The sequence below is a fragment of the Roseateles oligotrophus genome (genome assembly GCF_025717515.1).
Classification (GTDB): Bacteria; Pseudomonadota; Gammaproteobacteria; order Burkholderiales; family Burkholderiaceae_C; genus Paucibacter_A; species Paucibacter_A oligotrophus.
Window position 1 is genome coordinate 13,501 of the sequence record NZ_JAJIRN010000003.1, and the last position, 25,333, is coordinate 38,833.

The following is a 25,333-nucleotide window of genomic DNA, read 5'->3' on the forward strand; positions in this document are numbered from 1 at the left end:
GACCCAGGTTTGTATGCGTCCAGCGAAGTCATCTTGACGAGTCGCCCAGCTGCGCGCTGCCCGAGTTACGTGGGCTGAATCCAGCGATGCGGCAGCAACTCCGCTACTCGGCTGGCCGGTTGTGTTGGCAGCCTGGTCAGCACGTCCTTCAGGTAAGCCCACGGCTCCACACCATTGAGCTTGGCGGACTGGATCAAACTCATCACGGCCGCCGCTCGCTTGCCCGCTCGCAAGCTGCCGGCGAAGAGCCAATTCGAGCGCCCAAGCGCCACTGGCCTGATTCGATTCTCGACCCAATTGTTGTCAATGGGCAGCATGGCGTCATCAACGTAACGCGTTAGCGCCACCCAGCGTTTGAGGCTGTAGTCGATGGCCTTGGCTGTGGCCGAGCCGTCGGGCACTTTCTGCCGATGCAGCGCAAGCCAACGGTGCAAGGCATCGACGACCGGTTTGGCTTGGGCTTGCCTGGTCTGCAAACGCTGTTCGGGCGATGCGTCCCGCGCTTCTCGCTCAATCTCGTACAACTGGCCGAAGTGGCTCAGCGCCTGCTCGGCGATTTCGCTGCGGTGGTTAGCCCACAGCTCATAGAACTTGCGCCGCGCGTGGGCCATGCAACCCACCTCCGTCACACCCTTGGCGAGCAGGGCCTTGTAGCCTGAGTAGTCGTCACATACCAGCGCACCGCGCCATGCGCTCTCGCCAGGGTGCCCCAGGAACTCCATCGCGTGCTTGCCGGCCCGGCTCTCGGCGAAGTCGTAGACGACGATGCGACTGTCTTCGAATTGGCCTGTGCAGTAGCTCCATAGATAGGCACGGTGCGTTTTGCCGGCACCGGGATCGAGCATCGCCACCGGGGTTTCATCCGCATGCAGCACCTGGTGGCTGAGCATCTCGGCCTTGAGTGCGTCCACCAGCGGCTGCGACTGCACACCGCATGCGCCGACCCAGGCCGCCAAGGTTGAACGCGGCAGCGTCACGCCGCTGCGGGCATAAATGCCTTCTTGCCTGTACAACGGCTGATGGTCAGCGTATTTGGCGACCAGCACCTGCGCGAGCAGGCCGGCGGTCGGAATGCCTTTGTCGATCACATGCGCTTCGACCGGCGCTTGCACCAAGCGCTCACACTGGGCGCACGCCCACTTGCCGCGGATGTGCCGCTCGACCGTGAACACGCCAGGAGCGTAGTCCAGCTTCTCGGCGACGTCCTCGCCGATGCGCTTCATCTGGCAGCCACAAGCGCAGCGGGTGCTGTCGGGTTCGTGGCGGAACTCGCGGCGCGGCAGCTCCGCCGGCAGGGCCTGACGCTTGGGTGTTTGCCGGGCAGGCACTGCGGGCTTGCTGGCGAGCTGTTGCAGCTCGCTTTGCACCGCCTCCAAATCCTCATCGACCGCGTCTTCGAGCAAGCTTCGCTGGTCGCCCTGGAACACCTCACTGCTGGCGGCGAACTTCATCCGCTTGAGCACCGCGTTCTCGTGCGTAAGCTTGTCGATGGTGGCCTGCTTGTAGCGCACTTCGCTCAGCAGTCGCGCCGTCAACTCGCGCAACTGCGCGGGTGTCAGGGTATCGAGCTGGGCTTCGTGAATCACGGGAACGAATGTTGCCCGCTTCGATGGCCCCAGACATCGGCATTTACAGCAATTGCGCTACAGCACGCGGATGATCCCAGCCTCGCCCATCATCTGCCAGGGCAGACCCAGCACCAAGGCATCCAGTTGCGAGCGACTCAGACTCAGCGTACCTTCCACGTTATGGGGCCAGACAAACTTGCCCCGGTTGAGATGCCGGGCTGCCAACCAGACGCCGACGCCGTCATGCACCAACACCTTCATGCGGTTGGCGCGGGCGTTAGCGAAGAGGTAGGCCGTGTGGGGATGGGCGGCGCCGAAGACCTTGACCACACGCGCCAATGCGGTCTCGGTGCCGGCCCGCATGTCCATCGGCTCGACGGCCATCCACACGGCGTCGATGCGGATCAACGCAGCAGCTCTCGGGTCCAGACGGCGAACTCGGCTGCCGCCGACGCCGGCCAATTGATCGTCATGGCAAGGGATCCCCGGCGCAGCTCGACCCGAATATCTCCGTTGACAACGGGCGCCGACGGAGGGGCAAGCGACACCGGAATGAACCCGCTTGAATTCGAGGGAAATGATGGACTGGCTTCACGCTGCAGTTGTCGCCAGCCATGCACGATGTTGGCATTGATGCCGTGCGACATCGCCACCCTGGCCACTGAGGCTCCCGCCTCGTTGCATTCGGCAACGACTTTGGCCTTGAGCTCAGCGCTGTATTGCCGCCGTCTAACGATCTTCTCTGTTGCCATCATGTCCATCTATTGCTAAGTGGACGTGATCCTTACAGACCGGACAGGCTCATTCAAGATGGGTTCACCGGACGCATACCCAGGTTTTGCACTTGGGAATAGAAATCGTTTTTTCGTTTCTGCAATACAACTACTTTGATGTACAAACTGGACGCTTCGCCAGTGCTGGGATACGCCGAACGGTGGCCTGTTTTTTTTCCTCTATGGTGGGCTTGGTTCGTTTTTCCATCAAGCCAAAAACGATGGATCCCAGCTTGTATGCGAGCAAAGGCGGAACAGCATTGCCGACCTGTGTATACCGCTCTGTGCGATTCCCTTCGAAGAAATAGTCATCGGGAAAAGTCTGCAGGCGTGCAGCTTCGCGTACGGTCAAGCTACGGCACTGTGAAGGGTCGTAATGGATGTAGTAGTGCCCGTCCTTCGCTATGTGCGAGACGATGGTCGACGATGGTTCGTTTTCACATTGCACGCGGAATCTATCTTTGAACGGAATAGATGTTTTGCCTTCTGCTGCAACCGCATTCTTGTGATCCGGCAACAGAGCAGGTGGGTATGAACCCAGCCGAGGGGATCGGCCATGTAGCTTTGTGAAGCTAGCGGCGAACAGATATCGTGAAAGATCCGAGTCCATGTGTGCTCGTGACTCGTGGTGCGATATGCCACCAAAGTCGGGTCTGACGACCCAGTCAGCCAATTCTTGTGGTGCTGGTCGCCTTTTTGGTGGATAAGGGAAGAAACTTGAGCCCGAAGACTCCGGGGCACGCCCAGAATGTGCAGCAGCATCCATGCAATCGACCATATTCTGGACTTCACTGGTATCCCAATCTTCTATCAGTGCAGCTGAGTTCTTGAGTATCGAGCGCCAGTTTTCGAGGGTGTCTTCCGTGCGGGACAGTCTGCTGCGAATCCTGGGCAAATCGCCTATTGCCTCTTTGACGCCTACATGCGGCGTTGTTTCGCGAAGCAAGGTATGAGCCGAGAAGCCGAGTCCTTTGCGCACGCCGAACAGGATGATGCGATGCCGGGTTTGCGGAATGCCGAATCGTTCAGTCTCGATCACGTAATCTTCAGGTGCCAACACCTCGCTCTTTGTGAATGAGCGAATCTCGTATTCAGTGCCTGGTTCCGGGCATGAAAGATCGGCCAAAATTCGGTCAAACATATGGGCACCGGAATGCTTGGAGGTCAGCAGTCCTTTCACGTTTTCCATAACGAAAACCGCAGGCTTGTGTACCCTGATGATTCTCAGGTACTCCCTGTAGAGGAAGTGCTTTTCGTCGGCTTGGAAGTTGACGTCGTTTGTGCGTCTCGCCCGCCCGGCGAGAGAATAGGCTTGGCAGGGCGGGCCGCCGATCAGAAGCCAATCCTGTCGACCCTTTAAGACGGCACTGATCTCCGCGTCGATCTGGGCCTCGCTTGTCTTGCCGAGTTCGTATGCCCGGGCTTCCTTGCCCGCATGCGCAAAAGCAGCTGCAACTGTGGGGATCGACTGGAATTCATCCGCAGATATTTCGCCGCGCGCGTACGCGTAGTAATGCTCAATGGCGGGCGTGCCTTTCAGCAAACGATACACAGAGCGCAGGGTCAAAGTTTTGTGCGCGCTGGCTTCCTTCTCGATCGATAAACCAATGCGGAAGGCGGGCTTGCCGTCGTGGTCCAGAACGGAGGAAAAACCTTCTCCAAGTCCTCCCGGGCCAGCGAATAAGTCAATGATAGGAATAGGCATCGAGAGTGTTCTGTTTAACCCCTATTCTACCGGCGGAGCTGTTTGCGATCACCTGCCCAAGAGCTAGAGCTCTCATTGTGGAGCGTTGCTTAAGCAGTTGTTGCGGCTCGCCCTCAACGGTCACTTACAGTGACTTTTGCCGGAGCCGGAACAAGGTGCTACAACCTGCCAGAACAACTTGTCCAAGGCGAAGTCAACACTGGTCTCGCAGCTCCAGATAGTCAGGCCTCTCCAACCGAGAGCGGTCAGGGCTTCTGCCGTGCTTGTGTTACGAATTGTGTTGGCGGCGAATTTCCTGTTCCAAAATCCGCGTTCGACTTCGGCTGAGTCGCATAGCGACAGCCTGGGTGTCGATGCCAGCAACAGCCATGGACGAAAATTGCGGTCCGACATTTGGGCATTACGAGGTCAGGCTTTCCTGGTAGGCCCGTGGCATGAAGCCTGAACCTGAATCCTGCAGCCCATAGGTATCGACGGACAAGTAACTCAGGCTTGGTGTCGCAGGCACGGATTCCAGCCATCATCCGGGAGCGGGTCTCTTTGTCGACGATGTCCGCCATAGTGCGGGTTTGCGTTCAATGGTCGAATTGCAGTTGATTGCCGGAAGCAGTGAGCAACCGCTCCAATCGCCACTCCAGAGCCTCCCGTTTCGGATACATCCGAGCGTCAACTGGAAGCAAGAGTCTGTGGCCCTGCAGGTCGACCAACATCCGGTAATCAGGTATCCGATGATCAAGGAGTCTGCTCACATGCCACAGGTAGTCAGGCCCAGGCGCGATCAGGTTTTGGTCCATCGCCCAGTGCATATTGGGCGTTAGCGCCAAGCCGTTGCGAGGGTCGTCATCCTGCCCTTCGCTGAAAGGGTGGATATGCGCCGCCTCGACCAACGCCGTGCCATCTTCCAGCAGCAAACGGACTCCGGTGGCCGCGCATCGATAGTCATATAGCTGAGTCACCACGCGACGGAATGCAGGGTCACGGATACAGGCGGGAGGCGCGGGCGAGCGGGCTACCAATTCGGGCTCCATACGTAACTGACGCTCATAACGGCTGATGTCGCCGCAGCGGGCGGCGATCGATTTGAGTTCGTTCAGCCCGCGGTCGAACCAGGCTGTCGACAGGGCGTCGGCCAAACACTCGATGTTTGCGGGCAGGCGCAATAGTTCGAACAACTCTTGATCCAGATATGCATATGCAATGTTGTCGGTAATGGCGGAGGAGCTGCGCGCCGAGGCCATTGCCTCAATCACGCTTTCGCGCCCCGGCAGAGCTTGCAAATGCCAGAAGGCCGCGGCACCGTTGCGTAGTCTGCCCGTCAAATGGAAAAACGGGAAAAACGGATTGGCGTGATCAGCAGGTCCTGCCACTGCCTTGAAATAGCTGGCATAGCGCTCAAGCAAGGGCGGAGCAAAGATAATTCGGTTCTCCGTGAGGGCGCCGCTGCGCGCCAGGTCCAGCATTGCCAGCAGCATGCAAATCTTGTGAGGACTGGCGCGACCTTGCTGGAGGTTGACCTTCAATAGAGCGGTCTTCTCACAGTAGCTTTGAATTGTCATAACCAGTATTTCGCTTTGTCAGGCAAGACCCAGCGGATGCCGCCTCTGGGGTCAATGCAATCACCGGCATATCGCGGAATCAAGTGGATGTGAACATGAGGAACGGTCTGGCCCGCAGCGGGGCCATCGTTAAAGCCAACGTTGTATCCGCTTGGGCAATACTGCTCATCCAACTCGAGTTTGGCGTCTTCCACCAGAGTCATCAAGTCCAGGCGCTCGCCTGAGGTTAGTTCAAAGAAAGATCCGACATGGCGCCGGCTCACGATCAAGCTGTGACCGAGCGCGACGGGAAATGCGTCGCGAATGACAACACCATGTGCGTTCTCCTTCACCATGCGACTAGAAGCTAACTGGCAAAACGGACAGGATGTGGTTTCGGGCATGGTTCGATCGTAGCAATGGATAGGGATGCTTTTGCTTCCGTGTCGATTGCGGGTCAGTTGACCAGTTGAAATTTGCGTTAACTGCAATAGCTCCGGCAAGCGGGCGCAAGCCAAGTACCGTGGAGTCCATTTTGAATCACGGCTCCACCAACAACGCCGCTATCCCCTCCAGTCCCGCCAGCGCTCCCAAAGGCAAACTAACGTCCAAGCCAGTCGGCACCGCAGCCTCGGCCGGGTTGATGCGAATCAGCCGCCCGCCCATTTCGTGAATGACCCGGTGACTGAAGTGGCGCACTGAGGGGATGGCTGTGCCGGCGCCAAGCTCTATCACCAGCGGACGCGATGCCGAGCCAAGACCGACCAACCAGGCGTCTTGCCTGGTGGCTTGACCGGCAGTGCGCTGCTCCAGCCAGCCCCAATCGCCGAACATCAGGATGTTCGGACGCGCCAGGCCGCCGCATCTCGGGCAGGTAGGTGGTTCGCTTAGCAGCCGGCATCTGGCCTCGTCCACTTCCGGATGGAAGTCATTTGCCGGCCAGATGTGTTCGCAACAGGGCTCTAGGCATTGCAGATGGTGGATGGAGCCATGGCATTCTTGTACGGACTCGGCCGCCAAGCCTGCCTTCTGAAACTGCCCGTCGACATTGCTGGTGAAGACGGTGTAGCCCTGCAGCATCTGCTCGCCCCAGGACTTCAGCAAGTCGAAGCCGGCGTGCGGGACGGTACTGCGGTAGAGCGCTAGGCGGTGGCCGTAGAAGCCCCAGGCTATTTCGGATTCGATCTTGAAACTTGCCGGGGAGGCGATGCTTTGGAAGTCGAGCCCGGCTTGGCGCAGCGCTGGGTAGGCGCGCCAGAAACCCTCTTTGCCTCGAAAGTCGGGCAGGCCGGAGTCGATGCCCATGCCGGCACCCGCCGCGATGATCAGCGCGTCGGCCTGCTCGATCAAGTCGGCTGCTTGTTCCAGTGCGGTGTGAATGCCCATGCTTGTGCCTTGGCTTGTTGCGGTCAATCGCTTCTCCGGCGGGTGTTTGTATATGAAATTCTTTTGCTTGGATTTCCGGCATTCTGGCCCAGTGGCGGGCCGACCTTGCCTGTCGGTCAACGGCGTTGGACTGCTTGGGCAGCCTGCGCCGCAGTGAACTCAGCGAGCGGCTTGTTCCATGCTTCGAAGGGGAATGCTTTGCGCACTGTTTCCCGGAAATCAACGCTGGCCAGGGTTTCATAGGTCACGTCTTTGCGGACGCAGTCGAGCCGCATGCCGCCGACCAAGGCCTCGGCGCGCGGGAAGATGTCGAGCAAGCGGGTGATCAGGTACAGTCCAACCCGCATCTGGAGATGGGCCGACGCCCACGCCAACCTGCCCTCCCGGGCAAGGTGGATCGCGCAAGCGGATGTGGCCTCGTTGGGGGCAAAGATACGGGAGCTGCGTCGGCCCTCCCAAATGTCTTTTTCGGGGGGCTTTGTTTTGTTCGAATCAGTCATTGACAGCGGTCTCGTGCAGGCCTACCTGGAAACCGAATACAAGGTGCATGGCGACCAGCCCTTCATGCTGAAAGTGGAGGAGGCCAGTCCGGCACTGGCCGCCGCACACAAGCGTTACGGCGTGAATTGCAGTGCTTACGTCACCGCGTGGAATCCGCTCGGTGTAGACCAAGAGATTGGTGTCAACACCCAGCGCAATGCCGAGCTATCCGCAGAGCTTCGCACGCGCAGCCTCGCCAGCATCGAAGGGCTTGGCCAGCATCCGTCGAACCAGCAGCCCGGCGAGGCGAGCTATCTGATCTTTGGATTGACCTTGGAAGCCGCCAAGACGCTGGGCACAAGGTGGGCACAGAACGCCATCATCTGGAGCGGTGCCGACGCGGTGCCGCAGTTGATCTTGTTGCGCTGAACTGGGGGCCGCTTGAATAGCTTCCCTGCAGCGTCTTTTCCGCCCTGGGTGGTTCTGCATCTGCCGCACGATTCAGTCGAGATTCCCGCTGAAGTGCGTGGTCAGTTCTTGCTGGACGACCGTGAACTGGCGGCCGAATTGACCCGCATGACTGATCACCGGACCTTGAGCCTGTTTGCGGGTCAAGAGGCATCAACTTCAGCAGCAGCGATTGTCCGCGCGACTGTCAGCCGACTCGTGGTGGACGTGGAACGCTTTGAAGATGACGAGTTTGAAGCCATGGCGGCCCGGGGCATGGGCGCGATCTACACGTTCAAATCAGATTTGAAGCCACTACGGCGATCATTGAATGCCGGTGAACGGGAGGCCTTGATGGCGGCCTATTACCGACCCCACCATGCCCAGCTTGAGGCAGCCGTTTCAGCAGCCCTCGAAGGTCACGCCCGCTGCCTCGTGATTGATTGCCACAGCTTCCCGAGTGTGGCCTTGCCATACGAACTCGCAGACCCGAGAGCCTCCAGACCGGACATCTGCATTGGCAGCGATGAATTCCATACAGGAACGGCTTTGGCCAATGCCTTCGTTGTAGCATTCCAGCGTGAGGGCTGGAGCGTTGGCTTAAATACCCCATTCGCCGGTGCGTTGGTACCTAGCAGTCGTTACCGAAAAGATCCCAGGGTCAGCGCCGTGATGGTGGAGGTCAACCGGCGGCTCTACTTGCGCGAGCGGGATGCAGCGCCGCTGGCCTCTTTTGTCGACATCGGGAATCGGGTTCGACGCTGCTGCCAGGAGGCTCTTGCTACGAGCGGTCTTTAGGAAGTGAAGGTCACTCTACTTGCGGATCTGCGCTCAAGACGGCCATCTGTTCCGATTCAAGGTGTCCACCCATTTCGATGTTGTTAGGCCAGTCGAAAGTAGGCGCTGGTGATTTGGGGACTCTGGTTGTCATGCTCAATCAGTGCGGCCTGCTCGACGACAGGTGCCGAAGGGCGATTTAGTGACGTTGAATGCGATCATGAACACTGTTTTTGGGTGGGGGAGGTCGGAATGGTGGGTAGCGGAAAATGGGATACCGAATCCGTCAAATGGGCTGAAGCGCAGGGGAAGCTGCCTGGAAACAGGCGCCTGTTCGCATCACCTTGCGGTGTGAGTGTTCTTGTGCATGGCTTGGGGATCGAAGCCACGCTTCTTTTGATGCATCACAACCATTTGCATGACGCGGTCGCCTACACGCTGGTCAACGAGGACCTAGCCAAGGCCGATCCGCGATGTCTGGCTGATTTTTTCACCCACTATGGGTTGATGAATCAGTTGGCCGGGCTGTTACAAGATGCACCAGAGGCATGTGCTTATGTCCTCCAGCACTTTGACTTTGAAAAGGTGTCATTGATATGCTTCGGTGGCGTTGACCGCCCTCGTCTCTATAACGACATGGCAAAAGCCATCGCTATTGCTAGGTCGTGCCTTGCCGCCCGCGCAGCACGCCTGGCCCTAGATAACTGCAGCGGCGAAGCTGACTGAACCAATCTGCGTGCGACTTGACTGGAGGAGTTAGGACTCCGGCAATTGCCCAAGCCCGCGCGAGTCATGGCAAAGCCGGGCCAGGCTAGGCTGGGCTGCTATGGACATTAGCAAATACCGCGCACAGTAATGGTTTATGGAAAGTCTTCGCTTTCCATGGCACAAGGGGCTGAGATGTACAGGCTGGAGGAGTTACTTCGTGCAATTCTTGCATCTCACAAGGCCGCTTCGTAACAACGCCGACCTTATCTCATTGCCGAATTTTGTTCATAGGCACGCCTCGGCAAAGAGCTCGGTCGCCGTCATTTCCATCGCGTTCGTCATTCGAAGGATCGAGACGATTCCAGGGTTCTGAGCTCCGCGCTCGATGCTGCTGAGGTATGAGCGGTCAATGGCAGCCATATGCGCCAACTCCTCCTGAGAAATTCCGCGCTCTTTACGCGCGGCGCGAATCGCAAGTCCAAGCGCTACTAGCGCGGGATCGTTTGCATGGCGTGGCGAGGCTATTGGCATCACGGGATGATTGCCATATGATGCCAATCACACCACGGACGATCTTCCACATTTTTTAGCGTGCGAGCACTTGTCGTCGACGCATGAGTAGCGGTAAACACATGCAAGAAAGCCAAACACTCACAGAGTGCCAAGGGGAAACTCTTGTTTCGAATGAAAAAATCGCCTCGGCCGACAACCGTGAGGGTTGGCTGGCCGCGCGTTGGAGATGGTCCTGCATATTGATGGTCTGTCTTGTTCAACGCGATTTGGCCTCCGACCCTTCGGACAAGGTGCTCCTAGTAGCCCCCAACATTGCAGGCCTCCAACTCTTGGGCGAGCTGAATACCGAAATCGAGTCCATCTCAGTTCTGATCCCTCCTGAAAATGCACAAGGTTCACCGAAGGTTGAGTCTGTGCAAAAAATAGCGCCTTGGCGTAGCGCATCGCCGGACGAGATTCGAACAGCCCTTCTATGTGCTTCTGGGTGCGTGTATCTGGCCGGCGAAGCGGACTTGGAGTTGGTGGCGGATAGCGAGGCGTATTGGTCGGCGGGATGCAAGTACGGGGCATAGCCATCGTGACCTGCCTTACTGGCGGCGTCGACGAGCTCCCAAAGAACGGTGTTGCCGACTTCATTCGTCGACTGGCAGAAGTGAATCAGGTTGCTTACAAGCGAACTCGCCTTGACGACTGGGCTGAAGCGGTCAACTAGGCCGCCGGAGACGATGTGAAGCTTGATGCGACCGAGAACCTGTTGGTCGCTCTCGCCAAGAAGCACGTCATCACCGGTCGCCAAGCAATGCGCCTTCTGAACAATTGCATGGAGGAGGCAGAGAGTGGTCGACCCGTTTAACGACTTCCAGACCTCCGGCTATGTCCGCAACTCTGAAGCTCAAAAAGACCCGAGAAAGATCCGTCGCTCCGAGTTTGTTGCCTTTCAGTATCGCCTTGAAGAGGCACTCGAACAGTTAGGGCATCGTAGAAGCGCCTTAACCTATGGCGCCTATCCGCGCGTTCAAGCTCCGAGCAATTTACGCTGCGCAACCATGTCAACACGTCGCGCGGGGAATGCCCTCAGTGATGAAGCGATTTCGTCACCAATTCAAAAGCCTTGCATGAGCTTCTCGATGTCGTCATGCTTCCAAGCCACTGTGCGCTTACCGATTCGAACGGGCTTTGGATAAAGCCCTGTCTGCATGCCACTGTAAAAGGACGATCGCGAAACAGGGATCAATTGAAGTACGTCGTTGATCCGGAGCAACGGGGCGGGGCGGGATTTGGTGTATTGGCGCTGCGTCTGACTCATGTAAATGCTCTCCTGGGTTTGCCCAACTACACATTGCAGTTCTTCGGTGCTGAATTGCGGCCGGAGAATCTTGGGTTGAGAGTATTCTTTCGAAAAATTGACCTCTTGTGGGCCGCTGGACCGAGTTAGCACCCAGTTCATTTTTGCGTTTTCAAAGCGCTCCTTGCTGCGTCAGATTTCGTTCGTTTCGATGGTTTCGTCTGTGTGCGTGCAGAAGGTCCTGAGACGCGCTGCTTGCGCTCCGCAGGCTCTGCTTTGCAGTCCCTCAAAAGGCCGATAAACTGCTTTCACGACCGGCTTTTGGAACAGAGGGTGACTCTTGCAGTGACTTTTCTGTGGGGAATCGGATCTGTAGATGTAGAGCGGCTTTCTCGGGGTTGTTTGTTCCGCCCCAGGCCACCAAACGCAAATGGCTCCCCTTGTGGGAGCCATTTTCGTTTGGGGGTTTGACAGGTGGATGAGAGCCAACGATGTGGTTCGCTCTTTGACAGCCAGTGGCTGTCACAGGACATCGCGCAGCGATGGTCCGCAGTGCCCGGGAGGGCACGGAGAATGACTGATTGGCCTGAGCCGAGCAGGCACCTTCCGTTCGAAAATGCGCGAACGAACTGGGATCGTGCCCTTAACCTCTATTTCCCATACGGATCAATCTCCCCAATCACCTCAGCCACCCTGGCCAGCGCGCTGCGCAACCTGGGCATCTCCACCGAGCCCAAGGCCAAGCGGATCGCATGGGGGACCTGCGTCGAGGTGGCATAGGGCTCGGCGGTGGAGACCGAGATCCGGTCGCGCAGCAAGGCCATCGCCACCTGATCGGCTCGCATGTCCTCTCCCAGCGGAAGCCAGACGAAGTAAGAGGCGGGATGGCAGACGCGCTTGATTTTGCCCAATATTCGTGCGGCGAGTTGCTGGCGCTCGCGCGCATCCTGGCGCTTGGTGGCTTCCAGACGAGCGACCGTGCCGTCGGCCAACCAGCCGCAGGCGATGGCGGTCATCAGGCCCGGCGTGTTCCAGGTCGTGGCGCGGATCGCTCGCTCGAGCCGGGCCTTCGATGCAGTTGGTGCGACAACGAATCCGACCCGCAGTCCCGTTGCCACACTCTTGGAGAAGCCGGATACGTAGACCGTTATTTCCGGAGCCAACGACGCCAAGGGCGCGGGCGCGTTTTCAACCAAAAAAGCGTAGGCTGCATCCTCGATGATCAGCAGGCCATGCCGCCGCGCCACGGCCACCAGGTCGTGCCGGCGGCTCGCGCTCATCACCCACCCCAGCGGGTTGTGCAGCGTCGGCATGGTGTAGATCGCCTTGACCTTGCGGCGCTTGCACAGCGCGTCCAGTGCGTCCGGATCAGGGCCTTGGCCCGCCGGCGGCAGCGCCACCAACTCCAGACGATGAGCTTCGGCCAGCAGCTTGAAGCCGGGGTAACTCAAGGCATCGACGGCGACCACATCGCCGGCTTGCAGCAAAGCCATCACGGTGATCGCCAGGCCATGCTGCGCCCCATCGACCAGCAGCACCTGTTCGCCCGCCGCGTTCAGGCCGCTGGCGGCAAGATGCCGCGCCACCGCCGCGCGCTCATGCGGGCGGCCGCCATGCGGCTGGTATCGCAACAAGGCTTCAAGGTCGCCGCCCGAGGCAATTTCCCGCAAGGACGCCCTCAGCAACTCGGCTTGGCCGGGTAAGGATGGATAGTTGAAACTCAAGTCCACCATGTCCGCCGCCACAGCTTGTTGACCGATCAGACCATGGCCACGCGGCAGCGCGGTTTCGCGCACAAAAGTGCCGCGGCCGGTCTCCCCGCTGACCAGGCCCATAGCTCCCAACTCCGCATACACGCGGCTTGCGGTCATCAACGCCAACCCTTCGCTGGCCGCGAGCCGCCGGTGTGTGGGCAAGCGCGTGCCGGGCGGCATGCGGCCGGCGCGAATATCGGCGGCGAAGCGATCGACGACCTGCTTGTACCGGGCTTGCACCATAGGGCAATGTATCTATGACAATTATTTGATTGTCCTGATTGTGATGCCTAGACTGGCGATTTACAAGCGCGCGGGCAGACCCGGACGCTGGCACTAATGGAGAAGCTCAATTGACGCTGCCGCAAACCCCCACAACAAAATCATCCAGCAGCGGTTGGCTCAACGGCTTTATCGGCGTGCTGATCTTCAGCGCCTCCTTGCCAGCGACCCGGCTGGCGGTGCGGGAGTTTTCGCCCTTCTTCCTGACTGCAGCCCGCGCCAGCATCGCCGGCCTGTTGGCGCTATGCCTGCTGCTGATCTTCAAGGAAAAGCCGCCGGCCAAGCATCAGCTGGGGCCTTTGGCCATCGTCGCGGCCGGCGTTGTGCTGGGCTTTCCGCTGCTGACGGCCTTGGCGCTGCAATATGTGACGTCGGCGCATTCGATCGTCTTTCTGGGCCTGTTGCCGCTCGCCACCGCCAGCTTTGGGGTGTGGCGCGGGGGTGAGCGTCCGCGGCCCGCGTTCTGGTTCTTCTCGGTTTTGGGCAGTTTGCTGGTGGTGGGCTTTGCCTTGTCGCAAGGACTGACGGCCTCTCCGGCGGGAGACCTGTTGATGTTGCTGGCCATACTTGTCTGCGGACTCGGCTACGCAGAAGGCGCCAAGCTGTCGCGCACGCTGGGCGGCTGGCAGGTGATTTCTTGGGCCTTGGTGCTGGCGCTGCCGCTGATGGCGCTGCTGAGCTGGTTCAAAGCGCCGCCCGACTTCACCGGCATCACCGCCCCCGCCTGGTTGAGTCTGGCCTATGTCTCTGTCTTCAGCATGCTGATCGGCTTTGTGTTCTGGTATCGCGGCTTGGCGCAAGGCGGCATTGCCGCCGTCGGCCAGTTGCAACTGTTGCAGCCCTTCTTTGGGCTGGCGCTGGCGGCCACGCTGCTCCATGAGCAGGTCAGCCCGCTGATGCTGGGCGTTACCGTCGCGGTGATTCTTTGCGTGGCGGGTTCGAGAAGATTTTCCAGGTAGGCGCGGCAAGGTCTTCCAAGCAAACCTACCTTCGCCCAATTTTCCGATCAGGCACTTGCGCGATTCCAAATTTCCGGCACAATGTCTACCTATCGGTTGGTTTGTATTTTGTTTAGGCGCCGCTGATTCAGAGTTAAAGCGCCTTCAACAAAATTAAATAGATCGAAGCTCTGCAGACGTTGTCTGTTTTTTTTGCCAAAACACCTACCAAGTAGTAGGTATTCAATTGGAGAATATTTTGACTGCAACATTCACTGGCAAGAAACTCTTGGTCATCGGCGGCACCAGCGGCATGGGTCTGGAAACAGCCCGTCTGGTGCTGGAGCAGGGCGGCCGCGTCGTCGTCGTAGGCCATCGTGCCGACAAGAGCGAAGAAGCGCGCCAACTGCTGGCGCAGCTGGGCGAGGTGACGGCATTGACCGCCGATCTGCGCGGCGAAGCCGGCGTGCAGGCGCTGATCGAGACCCTGGATGCGGCCCACAAGGACATCGACCTGCTGGTCAATGCCGCCGGGGTGTTCTTCCCCAAGCCCTTTCTGGAACATAGCCATACCGACTACGACCAGTACATGGATCTGAACCGCGCTTTCTTCTTCATCACGCAGCGGGTGGCGCAGAACATGGTGGCGAGCGGCCGCAAAGGCGCCGTCGTCAACATCGGCTCGATGTGGGCCAAGCAGGCGATTCAGGCCACGCCGTCGAGCGCCTATTCGATGGCCAAGGCCGGCCTGCATTCGCTGACCCAGCATCTGGCGATGGAGTTGGCCCCGCATGGCATCCGCGTCAATGCGGTGTCGCCGGCCGTGGTGGAGACGCCGATCTATGAGGGCTTCATTCCCAGGGCCGAGGTCCACAGCGCGCTGCAAGGCTTCAACAGCTTCCATCCGATTGGTCGCGTCGGCACCCCGCGAGATGTGGCAGAGGCGATCGGCTTTTTGCTGTCCGACAAGGCAGCTTGGGTCACCGGTGCGGTCTGGGATGTGGACGGCGGCGTGATGGCCGGGCGCAATGCGGCCTGAAGCCTTCTCGGCAATGGCGTCGACGGGCAATGGCCGTATGAACCATCTGAAGCTGCACAGCGACCTGACGCAGCCTGCGCAAATTGACTCGCAAACGCTGCCCTGGCTGCCTTCACCGGCTGCCGGGGTGATGCGCAAGCTGCTGCATCGCGATGGCGACGAGGTGGCCATCGCCACCTCACTGGTTCGTTATGCGCCGGGCTCCAAGTTTGATCGGCATACCCACGATATGGGCGAGGAGTTCTTCGTGCTGGAGGGTGAGTTTGCCGATGAATATGGCCGTTACCCGGCGGGCAGCTATGTGCGCAACCCCTGGGGCTCGTCGCATGCGCCGTTTACCGACAGCGGTTGCATCATTTTCGTCAAGCTCAGGCAGTTGCAGGCCGAGGACCGGCAGCGCCGGGTGCTCGACACCCGCGCCACGGCTTGGGCGCCGGGTCCGGCGGCCGGCATCGAGCTGATTCCACTCGGCGCCTTCGACACGGAGCAGACCAGACTGGTGAAGCTGGCTCCGGCGGCCAGCTTGCCTTGCCTCGGCGATCAAGAACGCCAGGGCGGCGCAGAGATCTTTGTCATCAGCGGCGAACTCCAGCAAGAGCAGCGCCGCCACGGACCCGGCAGCTGGCTGCGCCTCCTCGACGGCGATCAGCGCCAGACAATATCCAGCGCGCAGGGCTGCAGTTTCTGGCTCAAGACCGGGCATCTGCCGCCGACATCCGGCGCTAGGCCTTGATGCTCAGCTCCTTAGAATTGCTCTACCTATTGCTTGGTCAAGGACGCCAGAGCTCATGAAACATTTCTCCGAACTGACGGCGTCGGCCGAGCGCATTGTGGATGCCGGTGAGGCGCTGATACAGCGCGTCGGCTACAACGGCTTCTCCTATGAAGACGTGGCCAAGATGGTCGGCATTCGCAAGCCCAGCATTCATCACCATTTCCCGACCAAGATCGAGTTGGGGGTCGTGGTGGCGCAGCGCTACACCCATCGCTTCCGCCAGGCCCTGCTGCATATCGAAGGCACGCAGGCGCGGGCTGCGGAGCGCTTGCGCGCCTATGCGCAGCTGTTCGAGACGACCTATGCCGAAAACCGCCGCCTGTGCGTGTGCGGCATGTTGGGTGCCGAGTCAGACTCCTTGCCGGCCGAGATCAATGCCGAGGTGCGGCGGTTTTTTGAAATAAACGTGGCCTGGCTCGAGACCGTGATTGCCCTAGGCCAGCAGGCCGGGGCCTTGAAAGTTGCCATCTCCGCGCCGGAATGGGCTCTGACCCTCTTGGGCGCGCTGGAGGGCGCAATGCTGGTGGGCCGGGGTCTGCAGTCGGGCCGGGGACCGCGCCAAGTGATGGACACCTTATTGGTATCGATAGGGGCATGAGTTGCCATTTTTTGCTTGAACGGCACTACCGAGTTTTGGTTTGACGCGGGGGAAAAAAAGGAATAGGCATGAGCGAGCAACTGACCGTCGTCATCGGCGCGGGCCTGAGCGGCCTGCATGCCGCGTGGCGGCTGCAAGAAGCAGGTCATTCGGTGCTGTTGGTGGAGCCGCGCCAGCGCTCGGGCGGCCGAATTTTCAGCGCGGCGGGGCCCGAAGCCGCCGAACACCGGCTGGATCTGGGCCCGTCCTGGTACTGGCCCGAGATCAATCCGCTGATGACGGACTGGGTGCAGCGCCTGGGGCTAACAAGTTACCCGCAGCATACAGAGGGTGCCGGCCTGCTTGAAGGGCCCGATGGGGCGGTGCGACGCATGGGCCACAGCTGGGAGCAGCAGCCACGCGCGATGCGCGTTGCCGGTGGCATGGCCGCCTTGGTGGACGGCATCCATAACTTGTTGACGCGGGTGACATGGCTGCCGGGCACGCAGGTCGAGGCCTTGCAGCTGCGGCCCGAAGGCGGCGTGGATCTGCATCTGACGCAGGGCGAGCGCCGCTCGGTGCAGCGCGCCGCGCGCGTCATCAGCAGCTTGCCGCCGCGCCTGCTCGCCGAGCTGAGGGCCGAGCCAGCCTGGCCGCCAGCCACAGCGCAGGCCTGGCGCGACCAGCCGACCTGGATGGCGGGCCAGGCCAAGTTCGTCGCGGTCTATCGGCATCCCTTCTGGCGCGAGGCCGGCCTCTCGGGCGCGGCGGGCAGCCAACGCGGGCCCATGGTGGAAATTCACGATGCCTCGGACCGCAGTGGCCAGCATGCCGCTCTGTTCGGCTTTATTGGCCTGCCGCCGTCCTATCGCCAAAGCATTGGAGACGATGCCTTGCGCGGGCAAGCCTTGGCGCAGCTCGCCCGCCTGTTCGGCCCGCAGGCCGAGGCGCCGCTATGGTCGGCCGTGCAAGACTGGGCGCAAGAACCGCTAACGGCCCATGCCCTGGACCATAGACCGCTCAGCCATCATCCGGTTTACCAATCGCCGGATATACCGGCCGAATGGCGCGGCCGGCTGTGGATGGCCGGCACCGAGTTTGCACCGCGCTCGGGCGGATTTTTGGAAGGCGCGCTGGAAGCGGCGGAGCAGGCCGTCGACCTGATGGAGAACAGCTTGCTGGCCGCCCGCTGATATCAAGCCAGATCGAATCGATCCAGCGCCATCACCTTGCCCCAGGCCGCGACAAAGTCCTGCACGAACTTCGGAGTCGCATCGCTGCAGGCGTAAACCTCGGCCAGCGCGCGCAGCTGCGAGTTCGAGCCGAAGACCAGATCCACCACCGTAGCCGTCCATTTCAGCGCACCCGAGCTGCGATCACGCCCCTCCAGCAATCCCTCGGAGCTGGCCGATTTTTGCCATTGCGTGCGCATATCGAGCAGATTGACAAAGAAGTCGTTGCTCAAGGTTTCGGGCCGCGTGGTGAAGACGCCATGTTGGGACTGCCCCACGTTCGCATTCAGCACGCGCATGCCGCCGATCAGCACCGTCAGCTCCGGCGCCGTCAGCGTCAGCAGTTGCGCCTTGTCCAGCAGCAGTTCGGCCGTCACCGCTGCCAGACCTGCGCGCGCGCAATTGCGGAAACCATCGGCGACCGGCTCCAACACGGCGAAGGACGCCACATCGGTCTGCGCCTGGGTCGCGTCCATGCGGCCCGGCGTGAAGGGCACGAGCACCACCTGACCGGCCTTCTTGGCCGCCGCTTCCACGGCGGCATTGCCGCCAAGCACGATCAGATCGGCCAGCGAGATTTTCTTGCCGCTTGCCGAATGAGCCGCGTTGAACTCGGCCTGAATCGCCTCCAGCTTGCTCAACACCGCAGCCAACAAGTCCGGTTGATTGACGGCCCAATCCTTCTGCGGCGCCAGGCGGATGCGCGCCCCATTGGCGCCGCCGCGCTTGTCGCTGCCGCGGAAGGTCGAGGCCGAGGCCCAGGCGGTGTTGACCAACTGCGCAATGCTCAGCCCGGAGCCCAGCAACAGGGCCTTCAGGCCGGCAATGTCTTGCGCATCGACCAGCGCGTGATCCACGGCCGGAATCGGGTCTTGCCAGCTCAGCACCTCTTGCGGCACGAGGGCGCCGAGGTAGCGCGAACGCGGCCCCATATCGCGGTGCGTCAGCTTGAACCAGGCGCGCGCAAAGGCGTCGGCGAAGGCGGCCGGGTCTTGGTGGAAGCGGCGCGAAATCTTCTCGTAGGCCGGGTCCATGCGCAGCGATAGATCGGCCGTCGTCATCATCGGCGGGTGCTTTTTGGCCGGGTCATGCGCGTCGGGGATCATGTGCTCGGGCTTGACGTTCTGCGCCACCCATTGATGCGCGCCGGCCGGGCTTTTAGTTAGCACCCACTCATAGCCGAAGAGCATGTCGAAATAGCCGTTGTCCCACTGTGTCGGATTGGGCTTCCACGCGCCTTCGATGCCGCTGGTGGTGGTGTGTACGCCCTTGCCGCTGCCCAAGGCGTTGATCCAGCCCAGGCCTTGGGCTTCAAGCGGCGCCGCTTCGGGTTCCGGGCCGACCAGCGCGGGATCGCCCGCGCCATGCGCCTTGCCGAAGGTGTGGCCGCCGGCCACCAGGGCGACGGTCTCTTCGTCATTCATCGCCATGCGGGCAAAGGTTTCGCGCACATCGCGGCCGGATGCGACCGGATCGGGCACGCCGTTCGGGCCTTCCGGGTTCACATAGATCAGGCCCATCTGCACGGCGGCCAGTGGGTTCTCCAACTCACGATCGCCGCTATAGCGTTTATCACCCAGCCAGCTGCTTTCGGAGCCCCAGTAAACATCTTCCTCGGGCGCCCAGATGTCGGGGCGGCCGCCAGCGAAACCAAAGGTCTTGAAGCCCATCGATTCCAGCGCGACATTGCCCGCCAAGATCATCAAGTCGGCCCAGGAGATCTGGCGGCCATATTTCTGTTTGATCGGCCAGAGCAGGCGGCGCGCCTTGTCCAAGTTGCCGTTGTCGGGCCAGCTGTTCAGCGGCGCAAAGCGCTGGTTGCCGGTGCCCGCGCCGCCGCGACCGTCGGCCACGCGGTAAGTGCCGGCCGCATGCCAGGCCATGCGCACCATCAAGCCGCCGTAATGGCCCCAATCGGCCGGCCACCAGTCTTGTGAGTCGGTCATCAAGGCGTGCAAGTCTTTGACGACGGCGGCCAGATCCAAACGTTTGAATTCAGCGGCGTAGTCAAAGTCGGCGCCCATCGGGTCGGACTGCGGCGAATGCTGGTGCAGGATGCTCAGCTTGAGCTGGTTCGGCCACCAATCGGCGTTGGAAGGCGCGGCGGCAATGGCGTTGGGGCGCGGGTGGCCGGCGAAAGGACATTTGGATTCTGCAGACATGGCGGGCTCCTGAGGATGTTGGTCATTGAAGTGCCTGAGCAGTTTAGGGTTTAGGCCACCAGCAGATGATGACTTTTGCCAATCGTGACCATAGCCAGTACCCTCACTGGGTGCGGGTGAAGCGGCGTCTGTGGGATCGCAAGGCTTGAGGGCGCAGCTTGAACGCGCTGCCCCTGAGGCTCACTCCGGCGGGACGTCAGGGCAACCGACCGGGACCGGAGATCCGCTGCAATTCGCCGTTGCGATCCATCTCGCGCAACACTTGGCGGAGCCGCTCGGCCAACACCCTGTGGCTGGGCGCCAGCCACATATACAGTTTCATCTGGGCGATTGTGGTGGCGTACAAGTCTGTACCCGACAGCTCGGCCGGAGGCTGATAGTCCTGCGGCGCGTTCAAGATGCAGACGTCGACGCGGCGCCTCGCGACCATGCCGAGACAGGCATCGTGGGTTTTCGGGAGTTCTCGCCGAGCGGCATGGGCGGTTGCCAAATCAATCGCCTTGACGCCATGAACATAGGCAATACGGAAATGCTCAAGTTCGGCCCATCCTGCGGGCCGGATCTCGGCCGAGTGGCTCACCGCGATATACCTTACCGTCGACAAATGGGGCTCGATACGCAGGCCCTCCGGGTAGACCTGGGTAAAGCCTTCCACGCGCCTAGCATCGCCGTCATACATGCCGTTCTTCAGGCTCAGCAAGGCGCGCTCGCCTGGCTCGTTCGTGAAGCTTGGCGCATAACCCAGGCGGTTCAGAGCTGTCTCGATGATGGTGTATCGGCGCCGGGTGTCTTGGCTATCGGCGCGCGAATTCGGCACGATGCGAAAGGGCTTGAGGCGGCTTGCCGATACTGCTGTTGCTGTTGCTGTTGCTGTTGCCGTTGCCGCTGCCGCTGCTGTTGCGGGGGGGGAGGCGTGTCGGCATGTGCTCGCGCGTTCAGCGCCAGCATCAAGCAAATGCCTAACGATGCGATCGTCACCCTGCGCGCGCGCTTTCCTTTGAGCATGATCAGTCTCGGCTCTATTGAGAGTAAGCATTTATTTGAAGATGATTGCGCCGGCGCGGGCGACCTCTCAAGGACGTTAGGCAGCCATGGCCGCGACGATGACAAACTCCGCCGGGATGCGGTAGGCGCTGTCTTGCTGCCAGGGCGCGATGGCCTCCAGGTAGCGGGCGCACACCCGCTCGCGCGTTTGCGCGTCAAAGCGCTGCCAGGCCAGCGCCACCGGGCCGCCGGCAAAAGCGGCATCGCAGGCCGCGCGACCGTCGGCATGGTCCAGCGTTGTGGCCAGGCGCAGCTCGGTGCCGACGATCAGGCCGACGCTGCGGCACAAGCGCGCCAGTGCATCGGCCCGGCCGAGACCAAAGAACAACGGGCAGACCTCGCTGCTGACCTCGGCATCGACGATGCCGAACAGCGGTGCCCAGCCGCAGCGCGCGCGTTCGCCCCAGACCGCGAACACCGCGCGGCCGCCGGGGCGCAGCACCCGGCATGCTTCGCGCAGCGCCTGCGCGGGGTCGGGCAGGTACATCAGCCCCAGCGCACAAAGCACAACATCGACGCTGCCATCGGGCAGGGCCAGATGCTCGGCATCCATGCGCGCCACCTGCACCTGGGTCAAGCCGGCAGCGGCGGCGTGCAGGCGCAGCGCCTCGACCATGCGGTCGGCGATGTCGACCGCGATCACTTGCCCGGTAGGCCCGACGGCGCGCGCCGCCGGCAGCGTGACGAGGCCGGTGCCGCAGGCCACATCCAGCACGCGCTCGCCCGGCGCCAAGGCGGCGCAGTCGAGCAGCGCAGCCTGTGCGGCGGCCAGCGGGGCACGCCACAGCGGCTCGTAGCAGGCGGCCGCCAGGTCCCAGCCGTAGCGCTGGATGCGGCGCTGCAAGCGGGCGTCCATGGCCGGCTCAGCGCAGCGTCAGCACGGCTTCGAGGTACTCGCTGGGCACCACCAGCGAGCCGGGGCCGGCGCGGTTCTGCTCTTCCAGCAATTCGGTCAGTTCGCGCGCCAGCAACTCGGCTTGCTCGGCCGGCAAGGCGGCAAAGGCCTTGTGCACCGGCCCGTACCAGTTGCGGAAGACGTCGATGAAATGAGCCGCCGAGCGGTAGCGGAAGTTGAAGTGACGCGCCGTCATCTCAAGATGGACCACGCGCTCGCCAAAGAGCGTGCGCAGGTGCGCCTCCGTGCCCCAGAGCGAAGGCGCTTGTACGCCGGCCGGCGGCGGCACATGGCGCCCCAGGACCTTGAACATGCGGCCGATCAGGCTGTCGGGGGTCCAGTTCGCCAAGCCGATGCGGCCACCGGGTCTGCACACGCGCGCCATCTCGGCGGCCGAGCGCAGGTGGTCGGGGGCGAACATCACGCCGAAGCTGGAGACCACGGTGTCAAAGCTGGCGGCCTCGAAGGGCAGCGCCTCAACATCGGCCACTTCAAAACGGATGTTCAGCCGCTCGGCGTGCGCGCGCTCGGCGCTGCGCTCCAGCAAGCCGGGCACATAGTCGGTGGAGACCACCTCGCAGCCCCGGCGCGCTGCCGCCAGGCTCATATTGCCGTTGCCGGCGGCGACGTCAAGCACGCGCTCATCGGTTCTCAGGTCGCAGGCCTCGGCCAGTTGCTCGCCGACGATTTGCAGCGTGCAGCCGATGACGGCGTAATCGCAGCTGCTCCAGGCCGCCTGCTGGCGGGCCTTGATGGCCTGGTAGTCGGGGGTGATGGTGCTCATGATCAGGTCTCCTTCGGGGGTTGAGGCCGGCGGCCCGGCGAATCCTTGCGATGGATGCAACTGTCCGCGCCCGGCTTCAAAGCGTCCTGCCCGATCGTCCGCCCGCGCTGCCGAATCGTCCGCGCTGCGGGCCCGCGCCGCTTGGCGCTCTAGGCAGCGCCTGCCGGGTCGGCCAGAATCGGCGCATCAACCCGCAGGGAGCAAGACCATGGCCTCATCAAGCATCGCGTCGGCAATGGCACGCGTGAACGCGGTGCTGCGCAAGCACCCGCGGGCCGGCATCGTTGAGGACGCGCCGGCCCTGTCCGCCTGGTGCGGCGGCCTGCGCGTCAGCACGCAATATGCCGGTGGCGCGCAGACCATCACCGACATGCCGGTCGAGCTCGGAGGCAGTGGCGACCAGCCCAGCCCGGGCTGGCTCTTGCGGGCCGCGCTGGCCTCCTGCGCCGTGACGCGCATTGCGATGGCCGCCGCCGAGGCCGGCATCGATCTGCAGCGCTTGGAGGCCTCGGCGCACAGTCGCTCCGACGCGCGCGGCCTGCTCGGCCTGCCCGACAGCGACGGCATGGCCTTGTTTGCCGGCCCGGGCGAGCTGACGCTGCGGGTGCAAATTGCCGCCACCGGGGTCGCACCCGAACGCTTGCGCATGCTGGTCGACCAGGCGATCGCGCTGGCGCCTATCAGTCAGGCGCTGGCACAGCCCTTGGCGGTGGCGCTGCAGGTGGAGATCTGCACGGACCTGCCGACCGAGACTTGATGGACGCACTGTCCGAAACGCTGCGCGTGGTGCGCCTGGTCGGCGCGATCTTTTTGCATGGCCGCTTCACGGCGCCCTGGTGCTACCAATCGCCGCACGCCGATGCCGCCGCGCCACTGCTTGAGCCGACGGCCGAGCGCGTGGTGATCTTCCACATGATCACCGAGGGCGATTGCTGGGTCGAACTCGCCGACCAGGCGCCGGTGCATCTGCAGGCCGGTGACGCGGTGATCTTTCCGCAAGGCCATGCGCACCGCATGAGTTCGCAGCCCGGGCTGCCGCCGGCTTCGGGCGCAAGGCTGGACGCCGTGCTCGCGCGGCGGCCGCGGCTGCTGGCCTATGGCGGCGGCGGGGCCACTTGCCGCCTGGTCTGCGGCTATCTGGCCTGCGACGCCAGGCTCGCGCGGATCTTGTTGGCCGGCTTGCCCTCGCTGGTCAAGGTGAGCGTGCGGGGCTCGAACGCGGGGGTGTGGCTGGAGGCCTCGCTGCGTTATGCGCTGGCAGAGGCGCGCTCGCCAAGGCCTGGCGGCGCAGGCGTGCTGGCCAAGCTGGCCGAGCTGCTGTTTATCGAAGTGCTGCGCCTGTACATGAACGAGCAAGGTGAAGGGCGCAGCGGCTGGCTGGCCGGCGTCAATGACCGCGTCGTTGGTGCTGCGCTGCGCGCCATGCACACGCGGCCCGCGCAGGCCTGGACGCTGGAGACCCTGGCCCGCGATGCGAATACCTCCCGCTCGGTGCTGGCCGAGCGCTTTCAGCAGTTGGTGGGCAGCTCGCCGATGCAGTACTTGGCGCAGTGGCGCATGCTGCTGGCAACCCATTTGCTGGCGCGCAGCAATGCACCGCTGGCGCGTATCGCCGAGGAGGTCGGCTATCAAACCGACACTGCCTTCAGCCGCGCTTTTCGGCGCGAATTTGGCGAACCACCGGCGGCTTGGCGGCGCAAACAGACGGTGCGCAGCGCGGCGCTATAGGGCGCTATACGGCGCTATACAGCGCTGTGAGGCGCTCGGCTTTTCAGAGCTGGAAGTCGTAATCCACCGTCAGCGGCGCATGGTCGCTGAACTTTTGAGCCTTGTAGATCGAGGCACTCTTGGCCAGCGCCGCCAGCTTTGGCGTCGCAAAGTGATAGTCCAGCCGCCAGCCCACATTCTTGGCATAGGCTTGGCCGCGGTTGCTCCACCATGTGTAGCAATCGTCGGTGGTGTCGGGGTGAAGCTGGCGATAGACGTCGACCAAGCCGCCCTGACCCTTGCCGGACCCAAACAGCTGGTCCAGCCAAGCGCGCTCCTCGGGCAAGAAGCCGCTGTTTTTCAAATTGCCCTTCCAGTTCTTCAGGTCGGCTTCTCGGTGGGCGATGTTGACATCGGCCACCAGAATGAACTCGCGCTCGGCCTTCAAGGCCTCCAAGTGGGGCGCCATCGCGGCCAGAAAGCGGTACTTGGCTTCTTGGCGCTCGGGGCCGCTGCTGCCGCTGGGGAAGTAGCAACTGATCAGGCTGAGCTTGCGGCCGGGCTTGTCGAAGCGCTTTTCGATATAGCGGCCTTCGAAGTCGAATTCCTCAACGCCGATACCGGTGATGACATCGCTGGGCTGCTCGCGGGTGTAGAGGCCGACGCCGGAATAGCCTTTTTTCTGCGCGTAGTGAAAGTGTCCCTTCAGGTCACCCGAGCTGCAGAAATTGCCGGCCACATGTTCGTCTTGCGCCTTCACCTCCTGCACGCCCAGCGCATCGGCTTTTTGCTCGGGCAGCCAATCGAAAAATCCCTTGGTGGCGGCGGAACGGATGCCGTTCAGATTGGCGGTGATGAAACGCATGATGAAAAAGGGCGGGGCTGGTGAAGGGCTGGCCAGTATCGCAGGCGACTGGCTTCGATTGGTCTGCTGTGTTTTGGCCACAAAACCCTGGGGAAAACCATT

General features: G+C 61.8%; 27 protein-coding genes and 1 riboswitch. Of the genes, 10 read left to right on the forward strand and 17 right to left on the reverse strand.

The window, feature by feature from the left end:
* Positions 1-65: 65 nt before the first annotated feature.
* The 9 genes from tnpC to LNV07_RS06200 form a co-directional block, all read right to left on the reverse strand.
* Entirely contained in the window at positions 66-1,586 is a 1,521-nt protein-coding gene (tnpC, locus tag LNV07_RS06160; RefSeq protein ID WP_397545530.1) for an IS66 family transposase, read from the reverse strand.
* Positions 1,587-1,643: 57 nt separating this feature from the next.
* The gene (tnpB, locus tag LNV07_RS06165; protein ID WP_263570305.1) at positions 1,644-1,976 is read right to left on the reverse strand and encodes an IS66 family insertion sequence element accessory protein TnpB; all 333 of its coding nucleotides are present in this window, start codon (positions 1,974-1,976) and stop codon (positions 1,644-1,646) included.
* Positions 1,973-2,320 carry an IS66-like element accessory protein TnpA gene (tnpA, locus tag LNV07_RS06170; protein WP_263570306.1) on the reverse strand — a complete coding sequence of 116 codons (348 nt, stop codon included), beginning with the start codon at positions 2,318-2,320 and terminating at the stop codon, positions 1,973-1,975. The genes tnpB and tnpA overlap by 4 nt, the downstream gene beginning before the upstream one ends.
* A gap of 130 nt (positions 2,321-2,450) precedes the next feature.
* Positions 2,451-4,046, reverse strand: coding sequence for a DNA cytosine methyltransferase (locus tag LNV07_RS06175; RefSeq protein WP_263570307.1), 1,596 nt, complete (start codon positions 4,044-4,046; stop codon positions 2,451-2,453).
* A 245-nt stretch (positions 4,047-4,291) separates the two neighbouring features.
* A complete protein-coding gene (locus LNV07_RS06180) occupies positions 4,292-4,606 on the reverse strand; it encodes a very short patch repair endonuclease (protein ID WP_318013690.1) in 315 nt (104 codons plus the stop codon).
* 15 nt (positions 4,607-4,621) lie between these two features.
* Entirely contained in the window at positions 4,622-5,518 is an 897-nt protein-coding gene (locus LNV07_RS06185; RefSeq protein ID WP_263570308.1) for an HNH endonuclease, read from the reverse strand.
* Between the two features lie 80 nt (positions 5,519-5,598).
* A complete protein-coding gene (locus tag LNV07_RS06190) occupies positions 5,599-5,985 on the reverse strand; it encodes an HIT family protein (protein ID WP_263570309.1) in 387 nt (128 codons plus the stop codon).
* 136 nt (positions 5,986-6,121) lie between these two features.
* Positions 6,122-6,967, reverse strand: coding sequence for an SIR2 family NAD-dependent protein deacylase (locus LNV07_RS06195; protein ID WP_263570310.1), 846 nt, complete (start codon positions 6,965-6,967; stop codon positions 6,122-6,124).
* Between the two features lie 116 nt (positions 6,968-7,083).
* Positions 7,084-7,284 (reverse strand): hypothetical protein, encoded by a 201-nt coding sequence (locus tag LNV07_RS06200; RefSeq protein ID WP_263570311.1) that lies wholly within the window; start codon positions 7,282-7,284, stop codon positions 7,084-7,086.
* A gap of 21 nt (positions 7,285-7,305) precedes the next feature.
* Positions 7,306-7,411, forward strand: a riboswitch (SAM-I-IV-variant riboswitch).
* 69 nt (positions 7,412-7,480) lie between these two features.
* On the opposite strand from LNV07_RS06200, the gene LNV07_RS06205 reads away from it, so the two are divergent.
* The 3 genes from LNV07_RS06205 to LNV07_RS06215 all read left to right on the forward strand — a co-directional run bounded on the left by LNV07_RS06205 (position 7,481) and on the right by LNV07_RS06215 (position 9,397).
* Positions 7,481-7,876 (forward strand): DUF3293 domain-containing protein, encoded by a 396-nt coding sequence (locus LNV07_RS06205; protein ID WP_263570312.1) that lies wholly within the window; start codon positions 7,481-7,483, stop codon positions 7,874-7,876.
* Positions 7,877-7,888: 12 nt separating this feature from the next.
* Entirely contained in the window at positions 7,889-8,692 is an 804-nt protein-coding gene (locus tag LNV07_RS06210) for an N-formylglutamate amidohydrolase (RefSeq protein WP_263570313.1), read from the forward strand.
* Positions 8,693-8,923: 231 nt separating this feature from the next.
* Complete coding sequence (locus LNV07_RS06215; protein ID WP_263570314.1) at positions 8,924-9,397, forward strand: hypothetical protein; 474 nt, start codon at positions 8,924-8,926, stop codon at positions 9,395-9,397.
* Between the two features lie 267 nt (positions 9,398-9,664).
* Here LNV07_RS06215 and LNV07_RS06220 read toward each other — a convergent pair whose 3' ends face one another.
* The 3 genes from LNV07_RS06220 to LNV07_RS06230 all read right to left on the reverse strand — a co-directional run bounded on the left by LNV07_RS06220 (position 9,665) and on the right by LNV07_RS06230 (position 13,174).
* Positions 9,665-9,910: a helix-turn-helix domain-containing protein gene (locus LNV07_RS06220; RefSeq protein WP_263570315.1), complete on the reverse strand. Its 246-nt coding sequence runs from the start codon at positions 9,908-9,910 to the stop codon at positions 9,665-9,667.
* Between the two features lie 1,084 nt (positions 9,911-10,994).
* Complete coding sequence (locus LNV07_RS06225; protein ID WP_263570316.1) at positions 10,995-11,198, reverse strand: helix-turn-helix transcriptional regulator; 204 nt, start codon at positions 11,196-11,198, stop codon at positions 10,995-10,997.
* 629 nt (positions 11,199-11,827) lie between these two features.
* Positions 11,828-13,174: an aminotransferase-like domain-containing protein gene (locus LNV07_RS06230; protein ID WP_263570317.1), complete on the reverse strand. Its 1,347-nt coding sequence runs from the start codon at positions 13,172-13,174 to the stop codon at positions 11,828-11,830.
* Between the two features lie 110 nt (positions 13,175-13,284).
* Between LNV07_RS06230 and LNV07_RS06235 the strand changes: the two genes are divergently transcribed.
* From LNV07_RS06235 to LNV07_RS06255, 5 genes are all read left to right on the forward strand, one after another.
* Positions 13,285-14,172, forward strand: coding sequence for a DMT family transporter (locus LNV07_RS06235; RefSeq protein ID WP_263570318.1), 888 nt, complete (start codon positions 13,285-13,287; stop codon positions 14,170-14,172).
* Positions 14,173-14,410: 238 nt separating this feature from the next.
* The gene (locus LNV07_RS06240) at positions 14,411-15,190 is read left to right on the forward strand and encodes an SDR family NAD(P)-dependent oxidoreductase (RefSeq protein WP_263570319.1); all 780 of its coding nucleotides are present in this window, start codon (positions 14,411-14,413) and stop codon (positions 15,188-15,190) included.
* Positions 15,191-15,227: 37 nt separating this feature from the next.
* A complete protein-coding gene (locus LNV07_RS06245; RefSeq protein ID WP_263570320.1) occupies positions 15,228-15,923 on the forward strand; it encodes a cupin domain-containing protein in 696 nt (231 codons plus the stop codon).
* Positions 15,924-15,978: 55 nt separating this feature from the next.
* On the forward strand, positions 15,979-16,563 hold the full coding sequence (locus LNV07_RS06250) for a TetR/AcrR family transcriptional regulator (protein WP_263570321.1): 585 nt from the start codon (positions 15,979-15,981) through the stop codon (positions 16,561-16,563).
* 68 nt (positions 16,564-16,631) lie between these two features.
* Positions 16,632-17,735, forward strand: a complete 1,104-nt coding sequence (locus LNV07_RS06255; RefSeq protein ID WP_263570322.1) for a flavin monoamine oxidase family protein — start codon at positions 16,632-16,634, stop codon at positions 17,733-17,735.
* A 2-nt stretch (positions 17,736-17,737) separates the two neighbouring features.
* On the opposite strand, the gene katG is transcribed toward LNV07_RS06255, so the two are convergent.
* From katG to LNV07_RS06275, 4 genes are all read right to left on the reverse strand, one after another.
* Entirely contained in the window at positions 17,738-19,936 is a 2,199-nt protein-coding gene (gene katG, locus LNV07_RS06260) for a catalase/peroxidase HPI (RefSeq protein ID WP_263570323.1), read from the reverse strand.
* Between the two features lie 196 nt (positions 19,937-20,132).
* On the reverse strand, positions 20,133-20,753 hold the full coding sequence (locus LNV07_RS06265) for a transporter substrate-binding domain-containing protein (RefSeq protein ID WP_263570324.1): 621 nt from the start codon (positions 20,751-20,753) through the stop codon (positions 20,133-20,135).
* Between the two features lie 264 nt (positions 20,754-21,017).
* A complete protein-coding gene (locus LNV07_RS06270; RefSeq protein WP_263570325.1) occupies positions 21,018-21,836 on the reverse strand; it encodes a class I SAM-dependent methyltransferase in 819 nt (272 codons plus the stop codon).
* Positions 21,837-21,843: 7 nt separating this feature from the next.
* Entirely contained in the window at positions 21,844-22,659 is an 816-nt protein-coding gene (locus LNV07_RS06275) for a class I SAM-dependent methyltransferase (RefSeq protein WP_263570326.1), read from the reverse strand.
* 208 nt (positions 22,660-22,867) lie between these two features.
* Here LNV07_RS06275 and LNV07_RS06280 point away from each other — a divergent pair, with 208 nt between their 5' ends.
* On the forward strand, positions 22,868-23,416 hold the full coding sequence (locus tag LNV07_RS06280; protein ID WP_263570327.1) for an OsmC family protein: 549 nt from the start codon (positions 22,868-22,870) through the stop codon (positions 23,414-23,416).
* Positions 23,416-24,387, forward strand: a complete 972-nt coding sequence (locus LNV07_RS06285) for an AraC family transcriptional regulator (RefSeq protein ID WP_263570328.1) — start codon at positions 23,416-23,418, stop codon at positions 24,385-24,387. The genes LNV07_RS06280 and LNV07_RS06285 overlap by 1 nt, the downstream gene beginning before the upstream one ends.
* A 43-nt stretch (positions 24,388-24,430) precedes the next feature.
* Here the strand turns inward: LNV07_RS06285 and LNV07_RS06290 are convergent, their stop codons facing one another.
* Positions 24,431-25,234 (reverse strand): exodeoxyribonuclease III, encoded by an 804-nt coding sequence (locus LNV07_RS06290; RefSeq protein WP_263570835.1) that lies wholly within the window; start codon positions 25,232-25,234, stop codon positions 24,431-24,433.
* Positions 25,235-25,333 lie beyond the last annotated feature (99 nt).

Bases quoted from the DNA above. Each gene is read 5' to 3' on its own strand.
- LNV07_RS06270 (WP_263570325.1), bottom strand. From the start codon at position 21,836: ATGGACGCCCGCTTGCAGCGCCGCATCCAGCGCTACGGCTGGGACCTG.
- LNV07_RS06275 (WP_263570326.1), bottom strand. From the start codon at position 22,659: ATGAGCACCATCACCCCCGACTACCAGGCCATCAAGGCCCGCCAGCAG.
- LNV07_RS06195 (WP_263570310.1), bottom strand. From the start codon at position 6,967: ATGGGCATTCACACCGCACTGGAACAAGCAGCCGACTTGATCGAGCAG.
- LNV07_RS06215 (WP_263570314.1), top strand. From the start codon at position 8,924: ATGGTGGGTAGCGGAAAATGGGATACCGAATCCGTCAAATGGGCTGAA.
- LNV07_RS06225 (WP_263570316.1), bottom strand. From the start codon at position 11,198: ATGAGTCAGACGCAGCGCCAATACACCAAATCCCGCCCCGCCCCGTTG.
- LNV07_RS06185 (WP_263570308.1), bottom strand. From the start codon at position 5,518: ATGCTGCTGGCAATGCTGGACCTGGCGCGCAGCGGCGCCCTCACGGAG.
- tnpA (WP_263570306.1), bottom strand. From the start codon at position 2,320: ATGGCAACAGAGAAGATCGTTAGACGGCGGCAATACAGCGCTGAGCTC.
- katG (WP_263570323.1), bottom strand. From the start codon at position 19,936: ATGTCTGCAGAATCCAAATGTCCTTTCGCCGGCCACCCGCGCCCCAAC.
- LNV07_RS06190 (WP_263570309.1), bottom strand. From the start codon at position 5,985: ATGCCCGAAACCACATCCTGTCCGTTTTGCCAGTTAGCTTCTAGTCGC.
- LNV07_RS06280 (WP_263570327.1), top strand. From the start codon at position 22,868: ATGGCCTCATCAAGCATCGCGTCGGCAATGGCACGCGTGAACGCGGTG.
- LNV07_RS06180 (WP_318013690.1), bottom strand. From the start codon at position 4,606: ATGGCGGACATCGTCGACAAAGAGACCCGCTCCCGGATGATGGCTGGA.
- LNV07_RS06245 (WP_263570320.1), top strand. From the start codon at position 15,228: ATGAACCATCTGAAGCTGCACAGCGACCTGACGCAGCCTGCGCAAATT.
- LNV07_RS06220 (WP_263570315.1), bottom strand. From the start codon at position 9,910: ATGCCAATAGCCTCGCCACGCCATGCAAACGATCCCGCGCTAGTAGCG.
- LNV07_RS06175 (WP_263570307.1), bottom strand. From the start codon at position 4,046: ATGCCTATTCCTATCATTGACTTATTCGCTGGCCCGGGAGGACTTGGA.
- LNV07_RS06250 (WP_263570321.1), top strand. From the start codon at position 15,979: ATGAAACATTTCTCCGAACTGACGGCGTCGGCCGAGCGCATTGTGGAT.
- LNV07_RS06230 (WP_263570317.1), bottom strand. From the start codon at position 13,174: ATGGTGCAAGCCCGGTACAAGCAGGTCGTCGATCGCTTCGCCGCCGAT.
- LNV07_RS06285 (WP_263570328.1), top strand. From the start codon at position 23,416: ATGGACGCACTGTCCGAAACGCTGCGCGTGGTGCGCCTGGTCGGCGCG.
- LNV07_RS06255 (WP_263570322.1), top strand. From the start codon at position 16,632: ATGAGCGAGCAACTGACCGTCGTCATCGGCGCGGGCCTGAGCGGCCTG.